The following is a 17,775-nucleotide window of genomic DNA, read 5'->3' on the forward strand; positions in this document are numbered from 1 at the left end:
CGTTGACGTCGATCTTCTGGAACCGGCGCAGCAGCGCGCGGTCCTTTTCGAAATGATTGCGGAATTCCTTGTAGGTGGTCGATCCGATGCAGCGGATTGTGCCGCCCGACAAAGCGGGTTTGAGCAGGTTCGACGCATCCATCGCGCCGCCGCTAGTCGCGCCCGCGCCGATGACGGTGTGAATCTCGTCGATGAAGAGCACCGCATGCGGCATTTTTTCCAGTTCGGTGACGACCGCCTTCAGCCGCTCCTCGAAATCGCCGCGATAGCGGGTGCCGGCCAGCAGCGCGCCCATGTCGAGCGAATAGATGACCGCTTCCTTGAGCACGTCGGGCACGTCGCCTTCGATGATCTTGCGCGCCAGACCCTCCGCGATCGCGGTTTTGCCCACGCCCGGATCGCCGACATAGAGCGGGTTGTTCTTTGATCGGCGGCAGAGGATCTGCACGGTGCGGTCCACTTCGGCCGACCGGCCGATCAGCGGGTCGACCTTGCCCCGGTCCGCCTTCTCATTAAGGTTGACAGTGAACTGGTCGAGCGCGCTGTCCTTCTTGCCCTTGCCGTCCTGCACCTTCTTTTCCTCCTCGGCGGTGCCCTTGGTCTCCTGACGCTCGGGCGTGGGCGTGCCCTTGCCGACGCCGTGGCTGATGAAGCTGACGGCATCGAGACGGCTCATATCCTGCTGTTGCAGGAAATAGACGGCATAGGATTCGCGCTCGGAAAACAGCGCAACCAGCACATTGGCGCCGGTCACTTCATCCTTGCCGGAGGATTGGACATGCAGGATGGCGCGCTGCACGACGCGCTGGAAACCGCTGGTGGGCGAGGGGTCGGACGACCCTTCCACCTTGAGGCTGTCCAGTTCGGTGTCGAGATAATGGGTGACGGCGTCGCCCAGCTCGCCCAGTTCCACGCCGCACGCCTGCATCACCTTCGAAGCATGGTCATCGTCGATCAGCGCGAGCAGAAGATGCTCGAGCGTCGCATATTCGTGCCGGCGTTCCGACGCGTGCGTCAGCGCGTTGTGCAGGGTTGTTTCGAGGGCGGCTGCGAAAGAAGGCATGTCTGTTCTACTCCATGCTCCCTGTCACGGGAGCGTCATCGAACCCCATGTCGGCATTGCTCGACGCTGGATCAAGGCGCGACCCCCGATCAGCGGAATTGCCAGACTGCCCAAGCCCGAAGAAGCCCTGAAGGGCGCTGGGGGCGGGGCGTCGGTTCATCGCTTGAATAGCGCCTCGGCACTTGCCTTATGGTTAACGGCGCTATCCTTGTGGCGTCTGGTTCGTTCAATCTCCGCCTCCAGGGCGGCGATGCGGTTTTCCAGTTCGCTCATGGACAATGGCCCCAGATCCTGTTTGATCAGGCGGGCCAGCGGATCATCGCCCTTGCGCGGCAGATCGTCATCCAAGTCCATGTCGGCAATGTTGACCCTTGGGGCCAGTCTGTCAATAAGGGCGCCGCAACGGCCTGCCGATTTGAGGCGGGCGCCTGGCACAAGCCACAGGCGGGGGACAGCAAGATGGCGGACGGTTATTCCATTCCGGCGGAGATGACGGCGATCGGCATCGCCGCGCCCGGCGGGCCAGAGGCGTTGGTGGCGCAGCGCCGCCCGGTGCCGACGCCGGGCGAGGGCGAAGTGCTGATCCGGGTCGCGGCCGCCGGGGTCAACCGGCCCGACGTGCTGCAACGGCAGGGCAAATATCCGCCGCCGCCGGGCGCTTCGGACATTCCGGGGCTGGAGGTTTCCGGGACCATCGTCGCGGCGGGCGGCGGCGCGGATCAGTTGATCGGGCAGCAGGTCTGTGCGTTGCTGGCGGGCGGGGGCTATGCCGAATATGCGGTCGCGCCGGCGGGCCAATGCCTGCCGATTCCGCCGGGCTATGATCTGGTGGAGGCCGCCGCGCTGCCCGAAACGCTGTTTACGGTGTGGACCAATTTGTTCGAGCGCGCCTATGCAGCGCCAGGCGACACGGTGCTGGTGCATGGCGGCACCAGCGGCATCGGCACCATGGCGATCAGCCTGTGCCGCCTGTTCGACGTCACCATCATCGTCACCTGCGGCAGCGACGACAAATGCGCGCAGGCGCTGGAATGGGGCGCTGCCCATGCGGTGAACTACAAGACACAGGATTTCGTCGCCGAGGTGAAGCGGATCACCGATGGCAAGGGGTGCCAGGCAGTGCTCGACATGGTCGGCGGCGATTATGTGGCGCGCAATCTCGATTGCCTGGCGGAAGACGGCCGCCATGTGTCAATCGCGGTGCTGGGCGGGGCGAAGGCGGAAATCTTCATTCCGCAGATCATGCAGCGCCGCCTGACGCTGACCGCATCGACGCTGCGCGCGCGATCGGTGGGGTTCAAGAGCCTGGTCGCCGACGAACTGGTCCGCACGGTCTGGCCCTTCGTCGCGGAAGGGCGGCTGCGCCCGGCGATGGACCAGCGGTTCGACATGGCGGACGCGGCCAAGGCCCATGCGCGCATGGATTCGGGCGCCCATTTCGGGAAGATCGTGCTGACCATGTGACGCGCGCGGCGGGGGCTAGAGCAGGCCCTTGGCGCGCAGGCTGACATGGCCCTGGCCCGCGATGATGACATGGTCGTGGACACTGATGTTAAGCCGCTTGCCCGCGTCGATGATCTGCCGGGTGACGTCGATATCCTGCCGGCTGGGCGATGGGTCGCCGGACGGATGATTGTGCACCAGGATCAGCGCCGCCGACCCCAGGTCGATGGCGCGGCGAATGACTTCGCGGGTGTAGATCGCCGCCTGGTCGATCGACCCGTCGCCCATATGATCGTCGCGGATCAGCATGTTGCGGCTGTTGAGGTGCAGCACCCGCACCCGCTCCACCCCCAGATGGGCCATGTCGGCGCGCAGATAGTCGAGCAGGGCCTGCCAGTTGGCGAGCACGGGCCGGGCCGCCACCTCGTTGCGCAGCATCCGCAGCGCGGTCGCCTGCACGATCTTGATCGCGGCGACACTGGTGTCGCCCATGCCGGGTACGCGGGCGATCGCCTGCCAGTCGGCGGTCATCAGGCCGCCGATGCCGCCAAATTCCCGCAGCAGCAGCTTGGCCAACGGCTTGGTGTCGCGGCGCGGGATGGCGAGCGCCAGCAGATATTCGATCAGTTCATGATCCAGCAGCGCTTCGCCGCCAGCATCGGCCAGTTTCTGCCGCAGGCGGGCGCGGTGCCCGGCCCCGTCATGCGCGGCTTTCGCATCCTGTTCGGCCAAATTCCTGTCCCCTGAACCTGTGGACCCGACGCTATGCGTTGCGGAATCACGGGGCAAGGATATTTAGGAGCGACGGGACGTTATGATCCCGTTACGGATCATCAGTGTCGCAGCGAAGCCGGGGTTGGCCATAGGCATGGAAGAAGAAGACGGCGAAGAAGCGGTTCGCCGGGCATGGCTGCGCTGGCTGGGCGTGGGTACGGGGTCGCTGGCGCTGCTGCTGGCCGGCCTGTGGACGCAGCGCGCGCCGATCGCCGAGAATTTCGTTACGCGTGAGCTCAACCGGCGGGGCGTTCAGGCGCGCTATGACCTGGTCGATGTCGGCCTGCGCACGCAGCGGATCGAAAATATCATATTGGGCGATCCTGCCCGCCCCGACCTGACCGCGCGCTGGGTGGAGGTGGACATCGCCTTTGCCGGCCTGACGCCCCAGGTGGCCGCGGTGCGGGCGGGCGGCGTGCGGCTGCGCGGCTCGTTGCATGACGGCGTGCTGAAACTCGGCGATCTGGACCAGTTCCGCGATCCCAATTCGACGGCGCCGTTCAGCCTGCCGGACATCAAGGTTGCTCTGAACGATGCGCGCATGACGCTGGATACCGATGCCGGCCCGGTCGGCATGGAGATGGACGGCGCGGGCAATCTCCAGTCGGGCTTCCGGGGGCGGCTGGCGGCGGCGATGCCCCGTGCGGCCATGGCGGGATGCGCGCTCACCACGATGCGCGCGTCGCTCGATATCGCGATGGACGGCGGGAAGCCGCGTGTGGCCGGGCCTGTCACCGCCGATGCGCTGGCCTGCCCGGATGCGGGCGCGGCGCTGGCGCAACCGGCCGCGCGTATCGACCTGACGCTGGGTCAGGCGCTGGATCGCTGGACCGGGCGCGCCGATCTGTCGGGCAGAGCGCTGCGTGGCGGCGGCATGGTGCTGGCGTCGCCCAAGGCGCAGGTCGATTTCGACGGCAGCGCCGCGCGCACGACCGGCCGAATGCGCCTGGATGCGGCGGGCCTTGGCGGACGCGGCGCGACGTTGGGTCGCACATCGCTGGCCGGGCAATGGGCGATCGGCCCGGAAACCCGCTTTCAGGGCCAGTTAAACGGCGACAATCTGCGCCTGCCGGGGCGTGATCCGCTCGCTGGGTTGCGCAGCGGGGCTGCGGGCACGCCGGTCGCGCCGCTGGCGGCGAAGCTGGCGGACGCGGTGGAGCGTGCGGGCGCGGGCAATCGGATCAGCACCACTTTGGCGCTGGTGCAGAAAGCGGGCGTGGGCAGTCTGGCGATCACCGACGCCGCCCTTGATGCGCGCAGCGGCGCGCGTATCGCCATTGCGCAAGGCGGGCAGATGACGATAGCCTGGCCAGGCAAGGCGGCGGGCATCGACTGGGCGCTTGATGGCGCGATCACGGCGGACGGGGGCGGTCTTCCCCGTGCCGCGCTGCGTCTGGCGCGGCGGCCGGGCGGCGGCTTTGGCGGCGAATTATTTGTCGATCCCTACAGCGCCGGCGATGCGCGGCTGGCGCTTGATCGGGTGCGCTTTTCCGCCGAGTCCGACGGTGCGACCCGGTTCCGGACCGCGATGCGGCTGGACGGCCCGTTGCCGGACGGACGGCTGCGCGGCCTTAGCCTGCCAGTCACTGGCCGGGTTGCTGCCAATGGCGCGGTTTCGGTCAATCCCGATTGCGTGCCGCTGTCGCTGGTCGAGGCGCACTATGGCAATTTCGCGCTGGGGCAGACGCGCCAGACGTTGTGCCCAGTCGGTGGAGCGATGCTCGCCGTGGGCCCCGCAGGCGTATCGGGCGGCGTCGATCTGAAAGAGGTCGACCTGGCCGGACGCAGCGGTGACAGTCCGATGCGGCTGACCGCAAATCATGCGCGCATGCTGCTGGGCAAGCCAGGCTTCGCGCTGGACAGCCCGGCGCTGACCATCGGGCAGGGGGACGCGCCCGTGCGCCTGACCGCCGCGGCGATGGATGGCGCGATGACCAAGACTGGCTTTGCCGGCACGCTTCGAGAGGCGGGCGGCCAGATCGGCGCCGTGCCGCTGATCGTCGAACAGGGCGCGGGGGAGTGGCGCTTTGCGGACGGGACGCTCAGCCTCAACGCGGCGATGACGGTGCGCGATTCGCAGGCGCAGGCGCGGTTCAACCCGCTGTCGGTGCCCGACTTCGCGCTTTCGCTCAAGGATGGGCGGATCGCCGCCACCGGCACGCTGACCGCGCCGGGGAAGGGCGCGCGGGTCGCCACCGTCGACATTGCGCATGACCTTGGCCGAGGCACGGGCCATGCCGACCTCAAGGTGCCCGACCTGACGTTCGATGCGGGGCTGCAACCCGATGAGCTTACGCCGCTGGCGCTGGGCGTCGTCGCCAATGTGCGGGCCGGGGTGACGGGTGACGGGCGGATCGACTGGACCGGGGACAAGGTGACGAGCACCGGCACCTTCCGCACGGACAACGCCAGTCTGGCCGCCGCCTTCGGCCCGGTCGAAGGGTTGAGCGGAGAAATTCGCTTCACCGACCTTATCGGCTTGGTGACGGCGCCAGGCCAGCAAGTGACGATAAAGTCGGTCAATCCGGGTGTCGAGGTGCGCGACGGCGTCGTGCGCTACCGGCTGGAAGCGGGGCAGAAAGTGCGGGTCGAAGGGGGCGGCTGGCCCTTTTCCGGCGGGCAGCTGGTGCTGTTGCCGACAACGATGGATTTCAGCGCCGACGTCGATCGCTATTTGACGTTCCGGGTGATCGGGCTGGACGCAGGGTCCTTCATCCAGGCGATGGAATTGGACAATGTGTCGGCGACCGGCACATTCGACGGCATCATGCCGCTAATCTTCAATTCCAGGGGCGGGCGCGTGGCGGGCGGCGTGCTGGTGGCACGGCAGGCAGGCATGGAGCCGCTGCTGATGCCCGAAGGCGTGTTGCCGACCATCCCGTGCGATCCCACGAAGATCGGGGGCACGCTATCCTATGTCGGGCCGGTGTCGAACGAGGATATCGGCGTCATGGGCAAGGTCGCCTTCGACGCGCTCAAGAATCTGCAATATAAATGCCTCACCATCCTGATGGATGGGGCGCTGGACGGCGAGATGGTGACGAATGTCGTGTTCAACGGCGTCAATCGCGACCGGCTGGGCGCGGCGCCGGGCGGACTGGCGCGCAATTTCATCGGTTTGCCCTTCATCTTCAACGTGAAGATCGCCGCGCCCTTCCGGGGACTTTTGGGCACCGCGCAGTCCTTCATCAATCCGTCGGACCTGGTGCAAGGCGAAATCGCCAAGCAGGCGCAGGAAAAGATGCGGGAAGAGAGCGCGCAACCCCTTGCGGTTCAGCCTCTGGACAGCGACAAGACGATAAACGGGGAGCCGTAATGAAGATAAAGAGCATCATGATGGCCGGCCTTGCCGGTGTGGCGCTGGGGGGGTGCATTCAGGTGAAGGCCCCGGACAAGCCGATCGAAATCAACCTGAACGTCAAGGTGCAGCAGGAAGTCGTCGTCAAGCTGCAACGCGATGCGCAGGACCTTATCCAGAATAATCCGGAGTTGTTCCCGCAATGACACGCAAGATGGTGAAATCCGCATGGATGGCCGCCGCCGCGATGGCGCTGGCGGGTGGACTTGGCTTTGCCGGCGGCGCGCAGGCGCAATCGCCCGATCTGGCGGCGGCTCTGTCGTCGGGCGCGGTGGGCGAACAGGCCGACGGCTATATGGGTGTAGCCGGATCGGTCAGCCCGACCGTGCGCAAGGAAGTCGAATCAATCAACATCAAGCGGCGGCAGGTTTATACCGACCTTGCCGGCAAGCGCGGCGTGACGGTGCAGGATGCCGCCGCCGCGACGGCTTGCCAGACACTGACCCGCCTGAAGAGCGGCCAGGCCTATCGCATCGGCGGTGGCGCATGGCAGACCAAGGGTTCGGGGGCGATCGCGCTGCCGTCCTATTGCGCATCGGGGGGGTGAAAAGTCGCCACTGGCGGACTTTCCTCATCCCTTCGTACGGCAAGGAAAGTCTTGGCGCCAACCATGGTTGACTATCCGCAATCCCCTTTCTAAACGGGCCGCGCCTTGACGGGTGCAGCCGCAAGCGCCATGCCGCCGCGATACAGGATCGCGGAGGATGCCATGGCAGCGGACACACCCGGACAGGACCCGGCAGGGGAGGACGCGCGGATCGCTTCGCTGGAGGAGCGGATCGCCCGGGCCGAACATGCCGAAAAGGTCAGGCAGGGGGCCAAGGAGCAGCAGGCGGACGATGGATCGCGCTTGGGCAACCGGGTTCTTGCTGAACTGATCGGCGGTCTTGTCGGCGGTGCGTTGATCGGCTGGGTTCTGGACCGGCTGTTTGACACATCCCCATGGCTCCTGCTCGTATTCCTCGGTCTCGGGATCGTGGCGGCGTTCAGGAACATCATCAGATTGACGACGGTAAAGCGTCCCGACCAATAGGGGCGCTTTTATCTTAGTCCGAAGACGTGAACGTTACAGGGGTCAACGTGGCAGAATCCGGCAAAATCGATCCGATGCATCAATTTGCTATCGAACCCTTGTTCGGTACGGATCATCTGTCCCTTGGCGGCTTCAACATCGCCTTTACCAACAGCGCGCTCTACATGGTGCTCGCGGCGCTCGTGCTGTGGATCTTCGTGATCGGCGGCATGAAGCGCGAACTGGTGCCCGGCCGCTGGCAGATGGCGGTCGAATATATGACCGGCTTCATCAAGAACCTGCTGATCGCCAATATCGGCGACAAGGGCCGCAAATATATTCCCTACGTCTTTTCGCTCTTCATGTTCATCCTGCTGGCGAACCTGCTGGGTCTGTTGCCGCTCGGCCTGTTCGGGCTGCACCCCTTCACCTTCACCAGCCATTTCACCGCCACGGGCGTGCTGGCGATCATGAGCTTCTCGATCGTGCTGATCGTGGGCTTCGCCAAGCATGGCCTGCATTTCTTCTCGCTGTTCGTGCCGCATGGCACGCCCGCGCTGATGGTGGTGCCGCTCTTCTTCATCGAGCTCGTGTCCTTCATGGTGCGCCCGTTCAGCCTCGGCCTGCGATTGTTCGTCGCGATGACTGCGGGCCACGTGCTGCTCAAGGTGCTTGCCGGCTTCGTCATCAACAGCGCAAATGCGTCTCCGCTGCTTGGCTTTACCGTGGGTTCGGCCAGCTTCATCCTGATGATCGGCATCAGTGCGCTGGAAGTGCTGGTTGCGGTGATCCAGGCCTATGTGTTCGCGCTGCTGACCTCGGTCTATCTTAACGATGCCGAGAACCTGCACTGATATTTCGCCAATTTCTTTAACGTTTTTGACTGTTTAACAAGGGAGTTTACGACATGGACGCAGAAGCCGCAAAGCTGCTCGGTGCTGGCCTGGCCGCGATCGGTGCGGGCATTGCCGCCCTCGGTGTGGGCAATGTCTTCAGCAGCTTCCTGGAAGGCGCGCTGCGCAATCCGGGTGCCGCCGACGGCCAGCAGGGCCGCCTGTTCATCGGTTTCGCCGCGGCGGAACTTCTGGGTCTGCTGGCGTTCGTTATCGCCATGATCCTGGTGTTCGTGGCCTGACACGCATTTGAGGCGGGCGGGGCGGCCATCATGTCGCGCTCGCCCGCTTCCCTGATTTTGACCGCCCTCTGACCGGACGGACCCGTAATATGCCTCAAATCGCGCAAATCGCCGAAACCTATTCCAGCCAGATATTCTGGCTGCTGTTGACGTTCGGCTTCGTCTTCTTCGTCATTGGCCTTGGCATGGTGCCAAAGGTCCAGGGCACGGCAGACGCACGCGACGCGAAGATCAGCGGGGATCTGGACGCGGCCAAGGCGGCCTTCGCCCGTGCCGATGAGGCCGAGGCCGATTACAAGGTCCGCGACGCGCAAAGCCGCACCGCGGCTCAGGCGCTGCTGGCCAAGGCGAAGTCGGACGCCGCCAAGGCGTCGGAAGCCCGCATCGCCGTGGCGGACGCGGATGTCGCGGCGATGATCGCCGCGGCCGAAGCCCGTATCCAGGCCGCGAGCAACGCGGCCATGGCAGAAATCGAAACCGTCGCCGCCGATGCGGCGCGCGACATGGTGGCGCGCATTTCCGGCGTGAACGCATCGGACGAAGCGGCCCGCAACGCAGTAAAGGCGGCACTGGCCCATGGCTGAGGCAGCAGCACAGCATCACGAAGCGACCGCCCCTTCGCTGGGCGAGGCGATCCACGCCGAAGGGCTGGAGCCAGTCGGCACCGTCGCGCATGAAGGCGTTGCCCCGCATACCGACCCCAAGGCGGTGGGCATGGACGCAACCGCCTGGGTGAGCCTCGCCATGGCGGTGTTCATCCTCATCCTGCTGGTCAAGAAGGTGCCCGCCCTGATCGGCGGCGCGCTCGATGGCCGGATCGCACAGATCAAGGAACAACTGGCCGAAGCATCGCGCCTGCGCGCCGAGGCCGAGGCGCTCAAGGGCGAATATGAAGCCAAGCTGGCCGCTGCCGCCGGGGAGGCTGACGCCATGCGCAAGGCCGCCGAGCATGAGGCCGAAGTGCTGGTCGACGACGCCCGCACCCATGCCGAGGAACTGGTCGTGCGCCGCCAGAAAATGGCCGAGGACAAGATCGGCGCTGCCGAACGCGCCGCGATCGCCGCGATCCGCGCCAAGGCGGTGAACGCGGCCACCAGCGCCGCCGCCACCTTGATCGCGCAGGGCCATGATGCCCCGTCCGACAAGGCGCTGGTCGACAGCGCGATCGGGAAGCTCGGTACGATCAACTGAACGCGCCTTCCCGACGGGAGAAAAGGGGCTGGTGCGGATCGCGCCGGCCCTTTTCCGTTGGCGGCGACGACCCATCCGCAGACCAGCTTCATCGGCCCCAAGCAAATCCTTCGCTTGGCGCAGACCGCCGGGCTGCCTATCTCTCCTCCCTGATCCGAATCGCAGATTGAAGGCTTTTTATGTCCGCCACGCACAGCACCCGCATGTTGATCCTGGGGTCCGGTCCCGCCGGCTTGTCCGCCGCCATTTATGGCGCGCGCGCGGGCCTTGCGCCGATCGTGGTGCAGGGGATGCAGCCGGGCGGTCAGCTGACCATCACCACCGATGTCGAAAATTATCCCGGTTTCCGCGACGTCATCCAGGGGCCGTGGCTGATGGAGCAGATGCAGGCGCAGGCCGAGCATGTCGGCGCGCAGATGATGTATGACCAAATTGTCGATGTCGACCTGTCCGAGCGCCCGTTTCGGCTGCGCGGCGACAGCGGCACGCTCTATGTCGCCGATACGCTGGTCATCTGCACCGGCGCGCAGGCCAAGTGGCTGGGCGTCGAGGGCGAGGAGCATCTTCAGGGCAAGGGCGTGTCGGCCTGCGCCACCTGCGATGGTTTCTTCTATCGCGGCAAGAAGGTCGTGGTGATCGGTGGCGGAAACACCGCGGTCGAGGAAGCGCTGTATCTCACCAACCACAGCCATGACGTCACATTGATCCACCGCCGCGATTCGCTGCGCGCGGAGAAAATTTTGCAGGAGCGGCTCAAGGCCCATCCCAATATAAAGATCCTGTGGAACAAGGCGGTGGAACGCTTCGTGGGTGGCGGCACGCCCGAAGGGCTGGTCGGCGTCGACCTCATTGACACGGTGACGGGCGAGAAGAGCCATGAGGCGACCGATGGCGGCTTCGTCGCGATCGGCCATCATCCCGCGACTGAATTGTTCGCCGACAGCCTGCCGCTGGATGAGGGCTATATCCTGGTGGAAAAGGGCACGACCCACACCGCCATTCCCGGCGTCTTCGCGGCGGGCGACGTGACCGACAAGATTTATCGCCAGGCGGTGACGGCGGCGGGCATGGGCTGCATGGCGGCGCTGGATGTCGAGAAATTCCTGGCGGAGCAGGATTTCGAGGAACTGGTGGACGCGTAAGTCCGGCGCGCAGGGGCCAGGGTCAGCCGACCTTGGCCCGCGCAAAGGCGACGAGCGACCCGAAAGTCTCGAACGTATCGCCGTCGATATCCTCATCCTCGATGAGGATGGCGAAGCGATCCTCCATCTCTGTCAGCAAGCCTGCGACCGCCATGGAATCGAGTTCGGGCAATGCGCCGAACAGAGGCGTGTCGGCATGAAACGCATCGACCCGGTCCTGCGACAGGCCAAGCGCGTCGCGCAGCAGCGCCCGCATCTGGGTTTCGACAGGGATCGACTGGTCGGACGGCTGAGGATGGGCGGCGTGCATAATGCGCGCCTAACTATAGTTTCGCGTCCTAGCCGACAAGCGCGGAAATCATTGCCCGTACCGCGGCCGGCCACTGGTTGACGGCGCGCGGGTTAAAGGCATCGACACGGGTGAGCGGGATGCGCCGTTCCATCCAATCGGTCTTGTAGCCATTGTCGCCCGTCCCATAATCGATCATCGTCACGCGATCCTGGTCGATCGCATGGCGGAACATGGCATGGCTGAGCAGGGTGCCGGGCGACCGGGTATCGAACGCCTTGTCATGCGCCAGCTTGTGGATGAGCGCGACGCCGCGATCGATCGTCCAGAGCTGCGTGGCGACCGCCTGGCCGCCTTGTCGCGCGAACCCCAGTCGCAGCGTGCCGGCCGCGCTTTCCCGCTCGGCCAGATCGCGCAGGAAATCGAGGCCGCCTTCGGGCTCGACCGATTTCCAGCTGCGCGCCTGCACCGCGACATAATCGTCCCACAGATCCGGCGTCATCCGGTCATGGATCGTGAGCGTGAAGGGATCGCCCCGGCCCTTGCGCCGGACCAGGTTGCGTAGCCGGCCCGGCCGCGCGCGCCAGTAGGTCGCGAAATCCCGCCCATCGAGCGAGAGAAGATGGCGGCCGCCCATGGTCCGGCGCACGGTCCACCATCCCGCCCGGCCTAGCGCCCAACGCAATTCGGCGCAGTCTTCCAGGGGGTAGAAGCTCATCCGCGCGCTGCTGGAGCGCAGGTGGCGACCCATGGCTTGCAGCATCGCGCGCCGTGCCGCCGGGTCCGGTGCACCTGTAACAACAGGGGCAAAGGCGAAGCTGTAATAGTTGGCCAATGCCTCAAGCCGTCCGCGCGTCGGCGCCAGCAGGAACAGCCAGGCGTCGCTTTGTCCCTGCGTTGCATGAATGACGCGAAGCGGCACATCGGCGAAACAGTGTCGATGAAGCGATTCCATCCAGTCGAGCCGGTCGAACAGGCGCACGTCGTCCAGCGCGCCAGGCCTGTGCCCGAGCGCGCGTCGCACATCGGCGAAGCTGTGATATTCCCTTGGCGACTGCAACCGACTATCTCCGCCCCAACCAGCGCAGCTTTAGGAGAAAATTCTGCACATGGCGTTAAGCATCCGTGGCTGAAAGCATGTCCCTGATCGATGGCGTGGCGGTCCTGCCGATCGACCATCTGCTGTTGCGGGCCGATCCTGCCGCGCCGGCGCTCGACGGCCGGTCGGGCCGCTATAGCTATGCTGAACTGGAACAGACGCTGGGGCGGCTGGCGGGATGGCTTGCGGGCTTCAGGCTGGAGCCGGGCGCGCGGGTGGCAAGCTGGATGGCAAAGGGGCCGGTGGCGGCGCTGATGCCGCTCGCCGCGCCGCGCGCGGGGCTGGTCCATGTGCCGGTCAATCCGCTGCTCAAACATGGTCAGGTCGCGCATATCCTGGCAGACAGCGGCGCCGCCATGCTGATCGGCACGGGCGCGCGGGTCGAGAGCCTGCAACCCGGTGACGTGCCGGCCGGGTGCCAGGTCCACCGTGAGGATGATGCCGCCTGCGCTATGAGCGGCGGGGATGGCATCGGCCCGTCGCGGGGCGATCCAGGCGCGCTGGCGGCGATCCTCTACACCAGCGGATCGACCGGCCGCCCCAAGGGCGTGATGCTGACCCACGCCAATTTGTGGCTGGGCGCGGTCGCGGTCGCCGACTATCTGCGCCTTTCGCCCGATGATCGCACCGCCTGCGTCTTGCCCTTCAGCTTCGACTATGGCCAGAACCAGCTGTTTTCGACCTGGTATGCGGGCGGATGCGTCTATCCGCTCGACTATCTGACGCCGCGCGATGTGGTGAAGCTGGTGGATCGCCGCGACATCACGACGCTGGCGGGCGTGCCGCCGCTCTGGGTGCAACTGACGGAACTGGACTGGCCTGCGGACGTGGCGGCCAAGCTCAAACGGCTGACCAACAGCGGCGGGGCACTGACGCGGCCGCTGGTGGCGCGGTTGCGGGCGCTGTTCCCGCAAGCCGATCTCTACCCCATGTATGGCCTGACCGAAGCATTCCGTTCCACCTATCTGCCGCCGGCGCTGGTCGAGAGCCATCCCGATTCGATGGGCCGCGCGATCCCCTTTGCCGAAATTCTGGTCGTTCGCCCCGATGGCAGTATCACCGACGATGAGGAGCCGGGCGAACTGGTCCATTGCGGGCCATTGGTGGCGCAGGGCTATTGGAAAGACGCCCCGCGCACCGCTGAACGATTCCGGCCCGCGCCGTCCGCATCCCGCTATGGCGGCATGGCGGTGTGGTCGGGCGATACGGTGCGGCGGGACGGCCAAGGCCTGCTCTATTTCGTCGGACGCGACGATGCGATGATCAAGTCCGCCGGCAACCGCATCAGCCCGACCGAGATCGAGGAGGCCGCCGTCGCGGTACCCGGCGTCGCCGAAGCCGTGGCGCTGGGCATGGCGGACGACCGGCTGGGGCAGGCGGTGCGGTTGCTGCTGCGGGGGCAGGGGGATGATATACCCGGCGCCGTCGCCGCGCACCTCAAAAGCGAGCTTCCCAATTTCATGCAGCCCAGGGACATCGTCATGCTGGATCAGTTTCCCCGCAACCCCAATGGCAAGATCGACCGGGTGGCGCTGGCGCGGGAGCAGGGCGCATGAAGTCGATGGGACCCATTCCGTCCGGGTTCGGATGCGAAGACGGCATGTTGCTGATCGGCGGCTGTGGTGCGGAAAGCCTGGTCGATGAAGCGGGCGACACGCCGCTGTTCGTTTATGACATGGCGCTGGTGGAGGCGAAGGTGCAGCGCTTTCGCGACGCCATGCCGGCCGGGATCGACCTCCATTATGCGATCAAGGCCAATCCCTTCGCCCCGCTGTTGAGCCGCATGGCGGTGCAGGTGGACGGCTTCGACATCGCGTCGGGTGGCGAATTGGACATGGCGCTGGAAGCGGGCATGGCGCCTGATCGCATCAGCTTCGCCGGGCCGGGCAAGCGCACGGATGAACTGACCGCCGCCATTTTCGCCGGCGTCACTATCAATCTGGAGTCCGAAGGCGAAGCGCGCCGCGCGATCGTGGCGGGCGAGGCCATCGGCAAGCAACCCCGTCTTGCCATAAGGGTCAATCCCGATTTCGACCTTAAAGGATCAGGCATGCGCATGGGCGGCGGGGCCAAGCCCTTCGGCGTCGACGCCGACCGCGCGGCGGCGCTGGCGCGCTGGATCATTGACGCGGGCGCGGATTGGCGCGGCTGGCATATTTTCGCGGGCAGCCAGAATCTGGACGCACAGGCGATCATCGATACGCAGGCCGCCACCATCGCTCTGGCGGCGCGATTGTCGCAGGAGGCCGGCGCGACGCCGCCGCTCGTCAATCTGGGCGGCGGTTTTGGCCTTGCCTATTTCCCCGGCGACACCCCGCTCGACATTCGCCCGGTCGGCGTAGCGCTCGGCCGGGCTCTGGAGTCGCGGCCGCCTATCCTGGCCGGCAGCCGATTCGCGCTGGAATTGGGGCGCTGGCTGGTAGGGGAAGCGGGCGTTTACCTCACCCGCGTGGTCGATGTGAAAGACAGCCAGGGCGAGCGCTTCGTCGTCGTCGATGGCGGATTGCATCATCAGCTCGCCGCCAGCGGCAATTTCGGCACGGTCATCCGCCGCAACTATCCGATCGCGCTCGCGAGTCGTTTCGATGCCGCACCGGCCCTTGATCCCGTGACGATTGTGGGCTGTCTGTGCACGCCCATCGACCGGCTGGGCGAAAAGGTTGCGTTGCCGCAAATCAGCGAAGGCGACCTGATCGCGATATTTCTGGCCGGCGCCTATGGAGCATCCGCGAGCCCGATGGCCTTTTTGGGACATCCACCCGCACGGGAGCTTTTACTTGGGTGATAGTCGAATGACTTGACTCCTAACGCTATCTTTACCCTTTACCGGCATGACATTGCCCAAAGCCCGTGCGTTCCTGCCGCTGTCACTCCTTGGTGGCGGGGCGCACCGGGGCACGGCAAGGGGTGAGAATATGCGTTTCGTGTCGGTTTCCAAGTTCCTGATGGGGGTGTCGCTGCCCGCCGTCGCCTTGTCGGGCTGCGCCTCCGCGCCGTCCGGGCCGCAACTGCCGCCGGCATCCTTCGTGTCCACGCAGGAGGGGCCGGGCGAGGAATATGTCATCGGCCCGCTCGATGACCTCACCATCTTCGTCTGGCGCAACCCGGAACTGGGCGCAAAGGTGCAGGTCCGGCCCGACGGGCGGATCACCACGCCGCTCATCACCGACATGCCGGCCGTGGGCAAGACGCCTAAGATGCTGGCCGACGACATCAAGCTGGCGCTTTCGCAATATATCGAAAATCCGCTGGTGTCCGTGATCGTCAATAATTTCAGCGGCACGTTCAGCCAGCAGGTGCGGATCGTGGGGGCGACGGAAAAGCCGGCCTCCATCCCCTATCGCGCCAACATGACGCTGCTCGATGCGATGATCGCGGTCGGGGGCCTCAGCGAATTTGCCGCGGGCAACCGCGCGCGCCTGGTCCGCTTCGACAAGGAAACCGGCAAGCAGAAGGAATATCAGGTCCGCCTCAACGACCTGCTCAAGCGTGGCGACACCAAGGCCAATGTCATGCTGGCCCCCGGCGACGTCATCATCATCCCTGAAAGCATGTTCTGACCATGGCGGGCCTTTACGATGAACTGCTCGTGCTGCTGCACGGCATATGGAACCGGCGCTGGGTGGCGCTGGCGGTCGCCTGGGGCGTCGCCATGCTTGGCTGGCTGGGCGTCGCGCTCATCCCCAACAGCTACCAGTCCAAGGCGCGGGTCTATGTAAACACTCAGTCGCTGCTGGAAGACCGCATGGGCATCACCCAGGTCCAGTCGCAGCAGGATCTCGACCGGCTGCGCAGCACGCTGGCAAGCGCGGAAAATCTGGAAAAGGTCGTGCGCGGTACCGACCTGTCGCAGTCCGTGTCCGGCCCGCGCGACATCGCCGCCAAGATCACGACGCTGCGCGAAAACATCAGCGTAATGGCGCAGGCCGATCCCAGCATGATCGACATCAGCGCGATTTCGGCCGATTCGAGTCTGTCGGACGGGGCCAATGCGCGCATCGCGCAGCAGGTCGTGCAAAAGCTGATCGACATTTTCCAGGAGGAAAATCTGTCGGGCGACCGCCGCGAAACCAAGCAGAGCCTGGCGTTTCTTGACCAGCAGATCGCCGGTCGCGCCAAGCAGCTGGAAGCCGCCGACCAGCGTCGCATCGAATTCGCCCAGCGTTATGCCGGGCTGCTGCCGGGCGCGGGCTCCATCAGCCAGCGCATGGACGCCGCGCGGATGGAGATCAATAATATCGACTCGCAACTGGTGCAGGCGCAAAGCGCGCTGTCGGCGATGAACGGCCAATTGGCCGGCACGCCGCAGACGCTGCCGGGCGTGGGCGCTTCGGGCGGACCGTCGGCACTGGCGCAGGCGCAGGCCAATCTCGCGTCGATGAAGGCGCGCGGCTGGACCAACAACCACCCCGATGTCATCGCGGCCCAGCGCGAGGTCGAGGCGCTGCGCAAGAGCGGCGGCGGCGGTAGCGCGAGCGGCGGCGGCACGCCCAATCCCGCCTATCTGTCGATCAAGTCGATGCAGGCCGAACGCGCCGCCACGGTGCAGGCGCTCCAGGCGCGCAAGGCGCAGCTTCAGGCCGATCTCAACGCGATGATGTCACGCCAGGTCGATGAACCGGGCATCGCGTCGGAGCAGGAAAAGCTCGACCGCGACTATGAGGTTCTCAAGACCCAATATGACAAGCTGCTTGCCGACCGCGAGGAAATTCGCCTGCGCGGCGAGGTGAAGACCGAAACCGGCGCGGTGCAGTTCCGCGTGATCCAGCCGCCCAGCACGCCGACCGCGCCGACCGCGCCCAACCGTCCGCTGCTGCTGCTGGGCGTGCTCGTGCTCGCCATCGCCGCCGGCATTGGCGTCGCCTTTGCGCTCGGCCAGCTCAAGGGCAGCTTTTCCACCGCCGCGCGGCTGGAGCGGGCGATCGGCCTGCCGGTCGCCGGCTCGATCAGCCAGGTGCGCAGCGCCGCCCAGCAAGCGGTTGAGAAACAGCGCATGAAATGGTTTGCCGCCGCGAGCGGAGGGCTGGCGGGCGTCTGCCTGCTGCTGATCGCGGTCGAATTTGTCCAGCGCGGCATGGCGTGAAGGAGCGCGATCCCATGAACCAGCATAGCTCCATCAAGGGCCGCGGATCGCTGATAGAGCGCGCGACCCAGATCTACGACTTCTCCGCTGCCCTGAAGGGGCGCGCTGCCCCGGCGGTCGATGTGCCGGCCGATGCGCCGCTGCCGCCGCCCGTCGACGTGCCGGTTGCGCCGGGCGCGCCCGATG

19 protein-coding genes and 1 pseudogene are annotated in these 17,775 nt (G+C 65.8%); 15 read left to right on the forward strand and 5 right to left on the reverse strand.

Translation table 11 applies throughout. The features are described from left to right. Positions 1 to 1,063: AAA family ATPase (locus B2V90_RS03915; protein WP_293919709.1), on the reverse strand; the 1,063-nt coding region annotated here is incomplete at its 3' end. 156 nt (positions 1,064 to 1,219) lie between these two features. Beyond that, a complete protein-coding gene (locus tag B2V90_RS03920; RefSeq protein ID WP_083784868.1) occupies positions 1,220 to 1,417 on the reverse strand; it encodes a DUF1192 domain-containing protein in 198 nt (65 codons plus the stop codon). 105 nt (positions 1,418 to 1,522) lie between these two features. Between B2V90_RS03920 and B2V90_RS03925 the strand changes: the two genes are divergently transcribed. Then, positions 1,523 to 2,527 carry an NAD(P)H-quinone oxidoreductase gene (locus B2V90_RS03925; RefSeq protein ID WP_228222896.1) on the forward strand — a complete coding sequence of 335 codons (1,005 nt, stop codon included), beginning with the start codon at positions 1,523 to 1,525 and terminating at the stop codon, positions 2,525 to 2,527. Positions 2,528 to 2,542: 15 nt separating this feature from the next. Here B2V90_RS03925 and radC read toward each other — a convergent pair whose 3' ends face one another. Then, positions 2,543 to 3,238, reverse strand: coding sequence for a RadC family protein (gene radC / locus B2V90_RS03930; RefSeq protein ID WP_009822109.1), 696 nt, complete (start codon positions 3,236 to 3,238; stop codon positions 2,543 to 2,545). A 136-nt stretch (positions 3,239 to 3,374) separates the two neighbouring features. Between radC and B2V90_RS03935 the strand changes: the two genes are divergently transcribed. The 9 genes from B2V90_RS03935 to trxB all read left to right on the forward strand — a co-directional run bounded on the left by B2V90_RS03935 (position 3,375) and on the right by trxB (position 11,118). Then, positions 3,375 to 6,596, forward strand: coding sequence for an intermembrane phospholipid transport protein YdbH family protein (locus tag B2V90_RS03935; RefSeq protein ID WP_228222897.1), 3,222 nt, complete (start codon positions 3,375 to 3,377; stop codon positions 6,594 to 6,596). Beyond that, positions 6,596 to 6,784 (forward strand): YnbE family lipoprotein, encoded by a 189-nt coding sequence (locus B2V90_RS03940; protein WP_009822106.1) that lies wholly within the window; start codon positions 6,596 to 6,598, stop codon positions 6,782 to 6,784. Before B2V90_RS03935 ends, B2V90_RS03940 begins: the two co-directional genes overlap by 1 nt. Next, a complete protein-coding gene (locus B2V90_RS03945; RefSeq protein WP_228222898.1) occupies positions 6,781 to 7,185 on the forward strand; it encodes a YdbL family protein in 405 nt (134 codons plus the stop codon). The genes B2V90_RS03940 and B2V90_RS03945 overlap by 4 nt, the downstream gene beginning before the upstream one ends. 162 nt (positions 7,186 to 7,347) lie before the next feature. After that, positions 7,348 to 7,671, forward strand: coding sequence for an AtpZ/AtpI family protein (locus B2V90_RS03950; protein WP_037542806.1), 324 nt, complete (start codon positions 7,348 to 7,350; stop codon positions 7,669 to 7,671). A gap of 47 nt (positions 7,672 to 7,718) precedes the next feature. After that, positions 7,719 to 8,504, forward strand: a complete 786-nt coding sequence (locus tag B2V90_RS03955) for a F0F1 ATP synthase subunit A (RefSeq protein WP_009822103.1) — start codon at positions 7,719 to 7,721, stop codon at positions 8,502 to 8,504. A gap of 53 nt (positions 8,505 to 8,557) precedes the next feature. Further along, positions 8,558 to 8,785, forward strand: coding sequence for a F0F1 ATP synthase subunit C (locus B2V90_RS03960; protein ID WP_004207392.1), 228 nt, complete (start codon positions 8,558 to 8,560; stop codon positions 8,783 to 8,785). Between the two features lie 89 nt (positions 8,786 to 8,874). Beyond that, entirely contained in the window at positions 8,875 to 9,369 is a 495-nt protein-coding gene (locus B2V90_RS03965) for an ATPase (RefSeq protein WP_228222899.1), read from the forward strand. Further along, positions 9,362 to 9,976, forward strand: coding sequence for a F0F1 ATP synthase subunit B (locus B2V90_RS03970; RefSeq protein WP_228222900.1), 615 nt, complete (start codon positions 9,362 to 9,364; stop codon positions 9,974 to 9,976). The genes B2V90_RS03965 and B2V90_RS03970 overlap by 8 nt, the downstream gene beginning before the upstream one ends. 179 nt (positions 9,977 to 10,155) lie before the next feature. Beyond that, positions 10,156 to 11,118, forward strand: coding sequence for a thioredoxin-disulfide reductase (gene trxB, locus B2V90_RS03975; protein WP_037542352.1), 963 nt, complete (start codon positions 10,156 to 10,158; stop codon positions 11,116 to 11,118). A 22-nt stretch (positions 11,119 to 11,140) separates the two neighbouring features. Here trxB and B2V90_RS03980 read toward each other — a convergent pair whose 3' ends face one another. Both B2V90_RS03980 and B2V90_RS03985 read right to left on the reverse strand, forming a co-directional pair. Beyond that, a complete protein-coding gene (locus B2V90_RS03980) occupies positions 11,141 to 11,428 on the reverse strand; it encodes an acyl carrier protein (protein WP_009822099.1) in 288 nt (95 codons plus the stop codon). 28 nt (positions 11,429 to 11,456) lie between these two features. Further along, complete coding sequence (locus tag B2V90_RS03985) at positions 11,457 to 12,467, reverse strand: GNAT family N-acetyltransferase (RefSeq protein WP_228222901.1); 1,011 nt, start codon at positions 12,465 to 12,467, stop codon at positions 11,457 to 11,459. Positions 12,468 to 12,544: 77 nt separating this feature from the next. Between B2V90_RS03985 and B2V90_RS03990 the strand changes: the two genes are divergently transcribed. From B2V90_RS03990 to B2V90_RS04010, 5 genes and pseudogenes are all read left to right on the forward strand, one after another. Further along, the gene (locus B2V90_RS03990) at positions 12,545 to 14,062 is read left to right on the forward strand and encodes an acyl-CoA ligase (AMP-forming), exosortase A system-associated (RefSeq protein ID WP_228222930.1); all 1,518 of its coding nucleotides are present in this window, start codon (positions 12,545 to 12,547) and stop codon (positions 14,060 to 14,062) included. Beyond that, positions 14,059 to 15,291, forward strand: a complete 1,233-nt coding sequence (locus tag B2V90_RS03995) for a pyridoxal-dependent decarboxylase, exosortase A system-associated (RefSeq protein ID WP_228222902.1) — start codon at positions 14,059 to 14,061, stop codon at positions 15,289 to 15,291. The genes B2V90_RS03990 and B2V90_RS03995 overlap by 4 nt, the downstream gene beginning before the upstream one ends. Before the next feature lie 130 nt (positions 15,292 to 15,421). Beyond that, positions 15,422 to 16,066, forward strand: a complete 645-nt coding sequence (locus B2V90_RS04000; protein ID WP_009822095.1) for an XrtA/PEP-CTERM system exopolysaccharide export protein — start codon at positions 15,422 to 15,424, stop codon at positions 16,064 to 16,066. Positions 16,067 to 16,068: 2 nt separating this feature from the next. Continuing rightward, complete coding sequence (locus B2V90_RS04005) at positions 16,069 to 17,589, forward strand: XrtA system polysaccharide chain length determinant (RefSeq protein WP_228222903.1); 1,521 nt, start codon at positions 16,069 to 16,071, stop codon at positions 17,587 to 17,589. A 14-nt stretch (positions 17,590 to 17,603) separates the two neighbouring features. After that, positions 17,604 to 17,775: pseudogene (locus tag B2V90_RS04010) on the forward strand (exopolysaccharide biosynthesis protein); the annotation flags it as partial.

Source organism: Sphingobium sp. UBA5915 (assembly GCF_002431195.1).
Taxonomy (GTDB): domain Bacteria; phylum Pseudomonadota; class Alphaproteobacteria; order Sphingomonadales; family Sphingomonadaceae; genus Sphingobium; species Sphingobium soli.

Bases quoted from the DNA above. Each gene is read 5' to 3' on its own strand.
- B2V90_RS03945 (WP_228222898.1), top strand. From the start codon at position 6,781: ATGACACGCAAGATGGTGAAATCCGCATGGATGGCCGCCGCCGCGATG.
- B2V90_RS03940 (WP_009822106.1), top strand. From the start codon at position 6,596: ATGAAGATAAAGAGCATCATGATGGCCGGCCTTGCCGGTGTGGCGCTG.
- B2V90_RS03925 (WP_228222896.1), top strand. From the start codon at position 1,523: ATGGCGGACGGTTATTCCATTCCGGCGGAGATGACGGCGATCGGCATC.
- B2V90_RS03920 (WP_083784868.1), bottom strand. From the start codon at position 1,417: ATGGACTTGGATGACGATCTGCCGCGCAAGGGCGATGATCCGCTGGCC.
- B2V90_RS03995 (WP_228222902.1), top strand. From the start codon at position 14,059: ATGAAGTCGATGGGACCCATTCCGTCCGGGTTCGGATGCGAAGACGGC.
- trxB (WP_037542352.1), top strand. From the start codon at position 10,156: ATGTCCGCCACGCACAGCACCCGCATGTTGATCCTGGGGTCCGGTCCC.
- B2V90_RS03960 (WP_004207392.1), top strand. From the start codon at position 8,558: ATGGACGCAGAAGCCGCAAAGCTGCTCGGTGCTGGCCTGGCCGCGATC.
- B2V90_RS04005 (WP_228222903.1), top strand. From the start codon at position 16,069: ATGGCGGGCCTTTACGATGAACTGCTCGTGCTGCTGCACGGCATATGG.
- B2V90_RS04000 (WP_009822095.1), top strand. From the start codon at position 15,422: ATGCGTTTCGTGTCGGTTTCCAAGTTCCTGATGGGGGTGTCGCTGCCC.
- B2V90_RS03935 (WP_228222897.1), top strand. From the start codon at position 3,375: ATGGAAGAAGAAGACGGCGAAGAAGCGGTTCGCCGGGCATGGCTGCGC.
- B2V90_RS03990 (WP_228222930.1), top strand. From the start codon at position 12,545: ATGTCCCTGATCGATGGCGTGGCGGTCCTGCCGATCGACCATCTGCTG.
- B2V90_RS03980 (WP_009822099.1), bottom strand. From the start codon at position 11,428: ATGCACGCCGCCCATCCTCAGCCGTCCGACCAGTCGATCCCTGTCGAA.
- B2V90_RS03970 (WP_228222900.1), top strand. From the start codon at position 9,362: ATGGCTGAGGCAGCAGCACAGCATCACGAAGCGACCGCCCCTTCGCTG.
- B2V90_RS03965 (WP_228222899.1), top strand. From the start codon at position 8,875: ATGCCTCAAATCGCGCAAATCGCCGAAACCTATTCCAGCCAGATATTC.
- B2V90_RS03950 (WP_037542806.1), top strand. From the start codon at position 7,348: ATGGCAGCGGACACACCCGGACAGGACCCGGCAGGGGAGGACGCGCGG.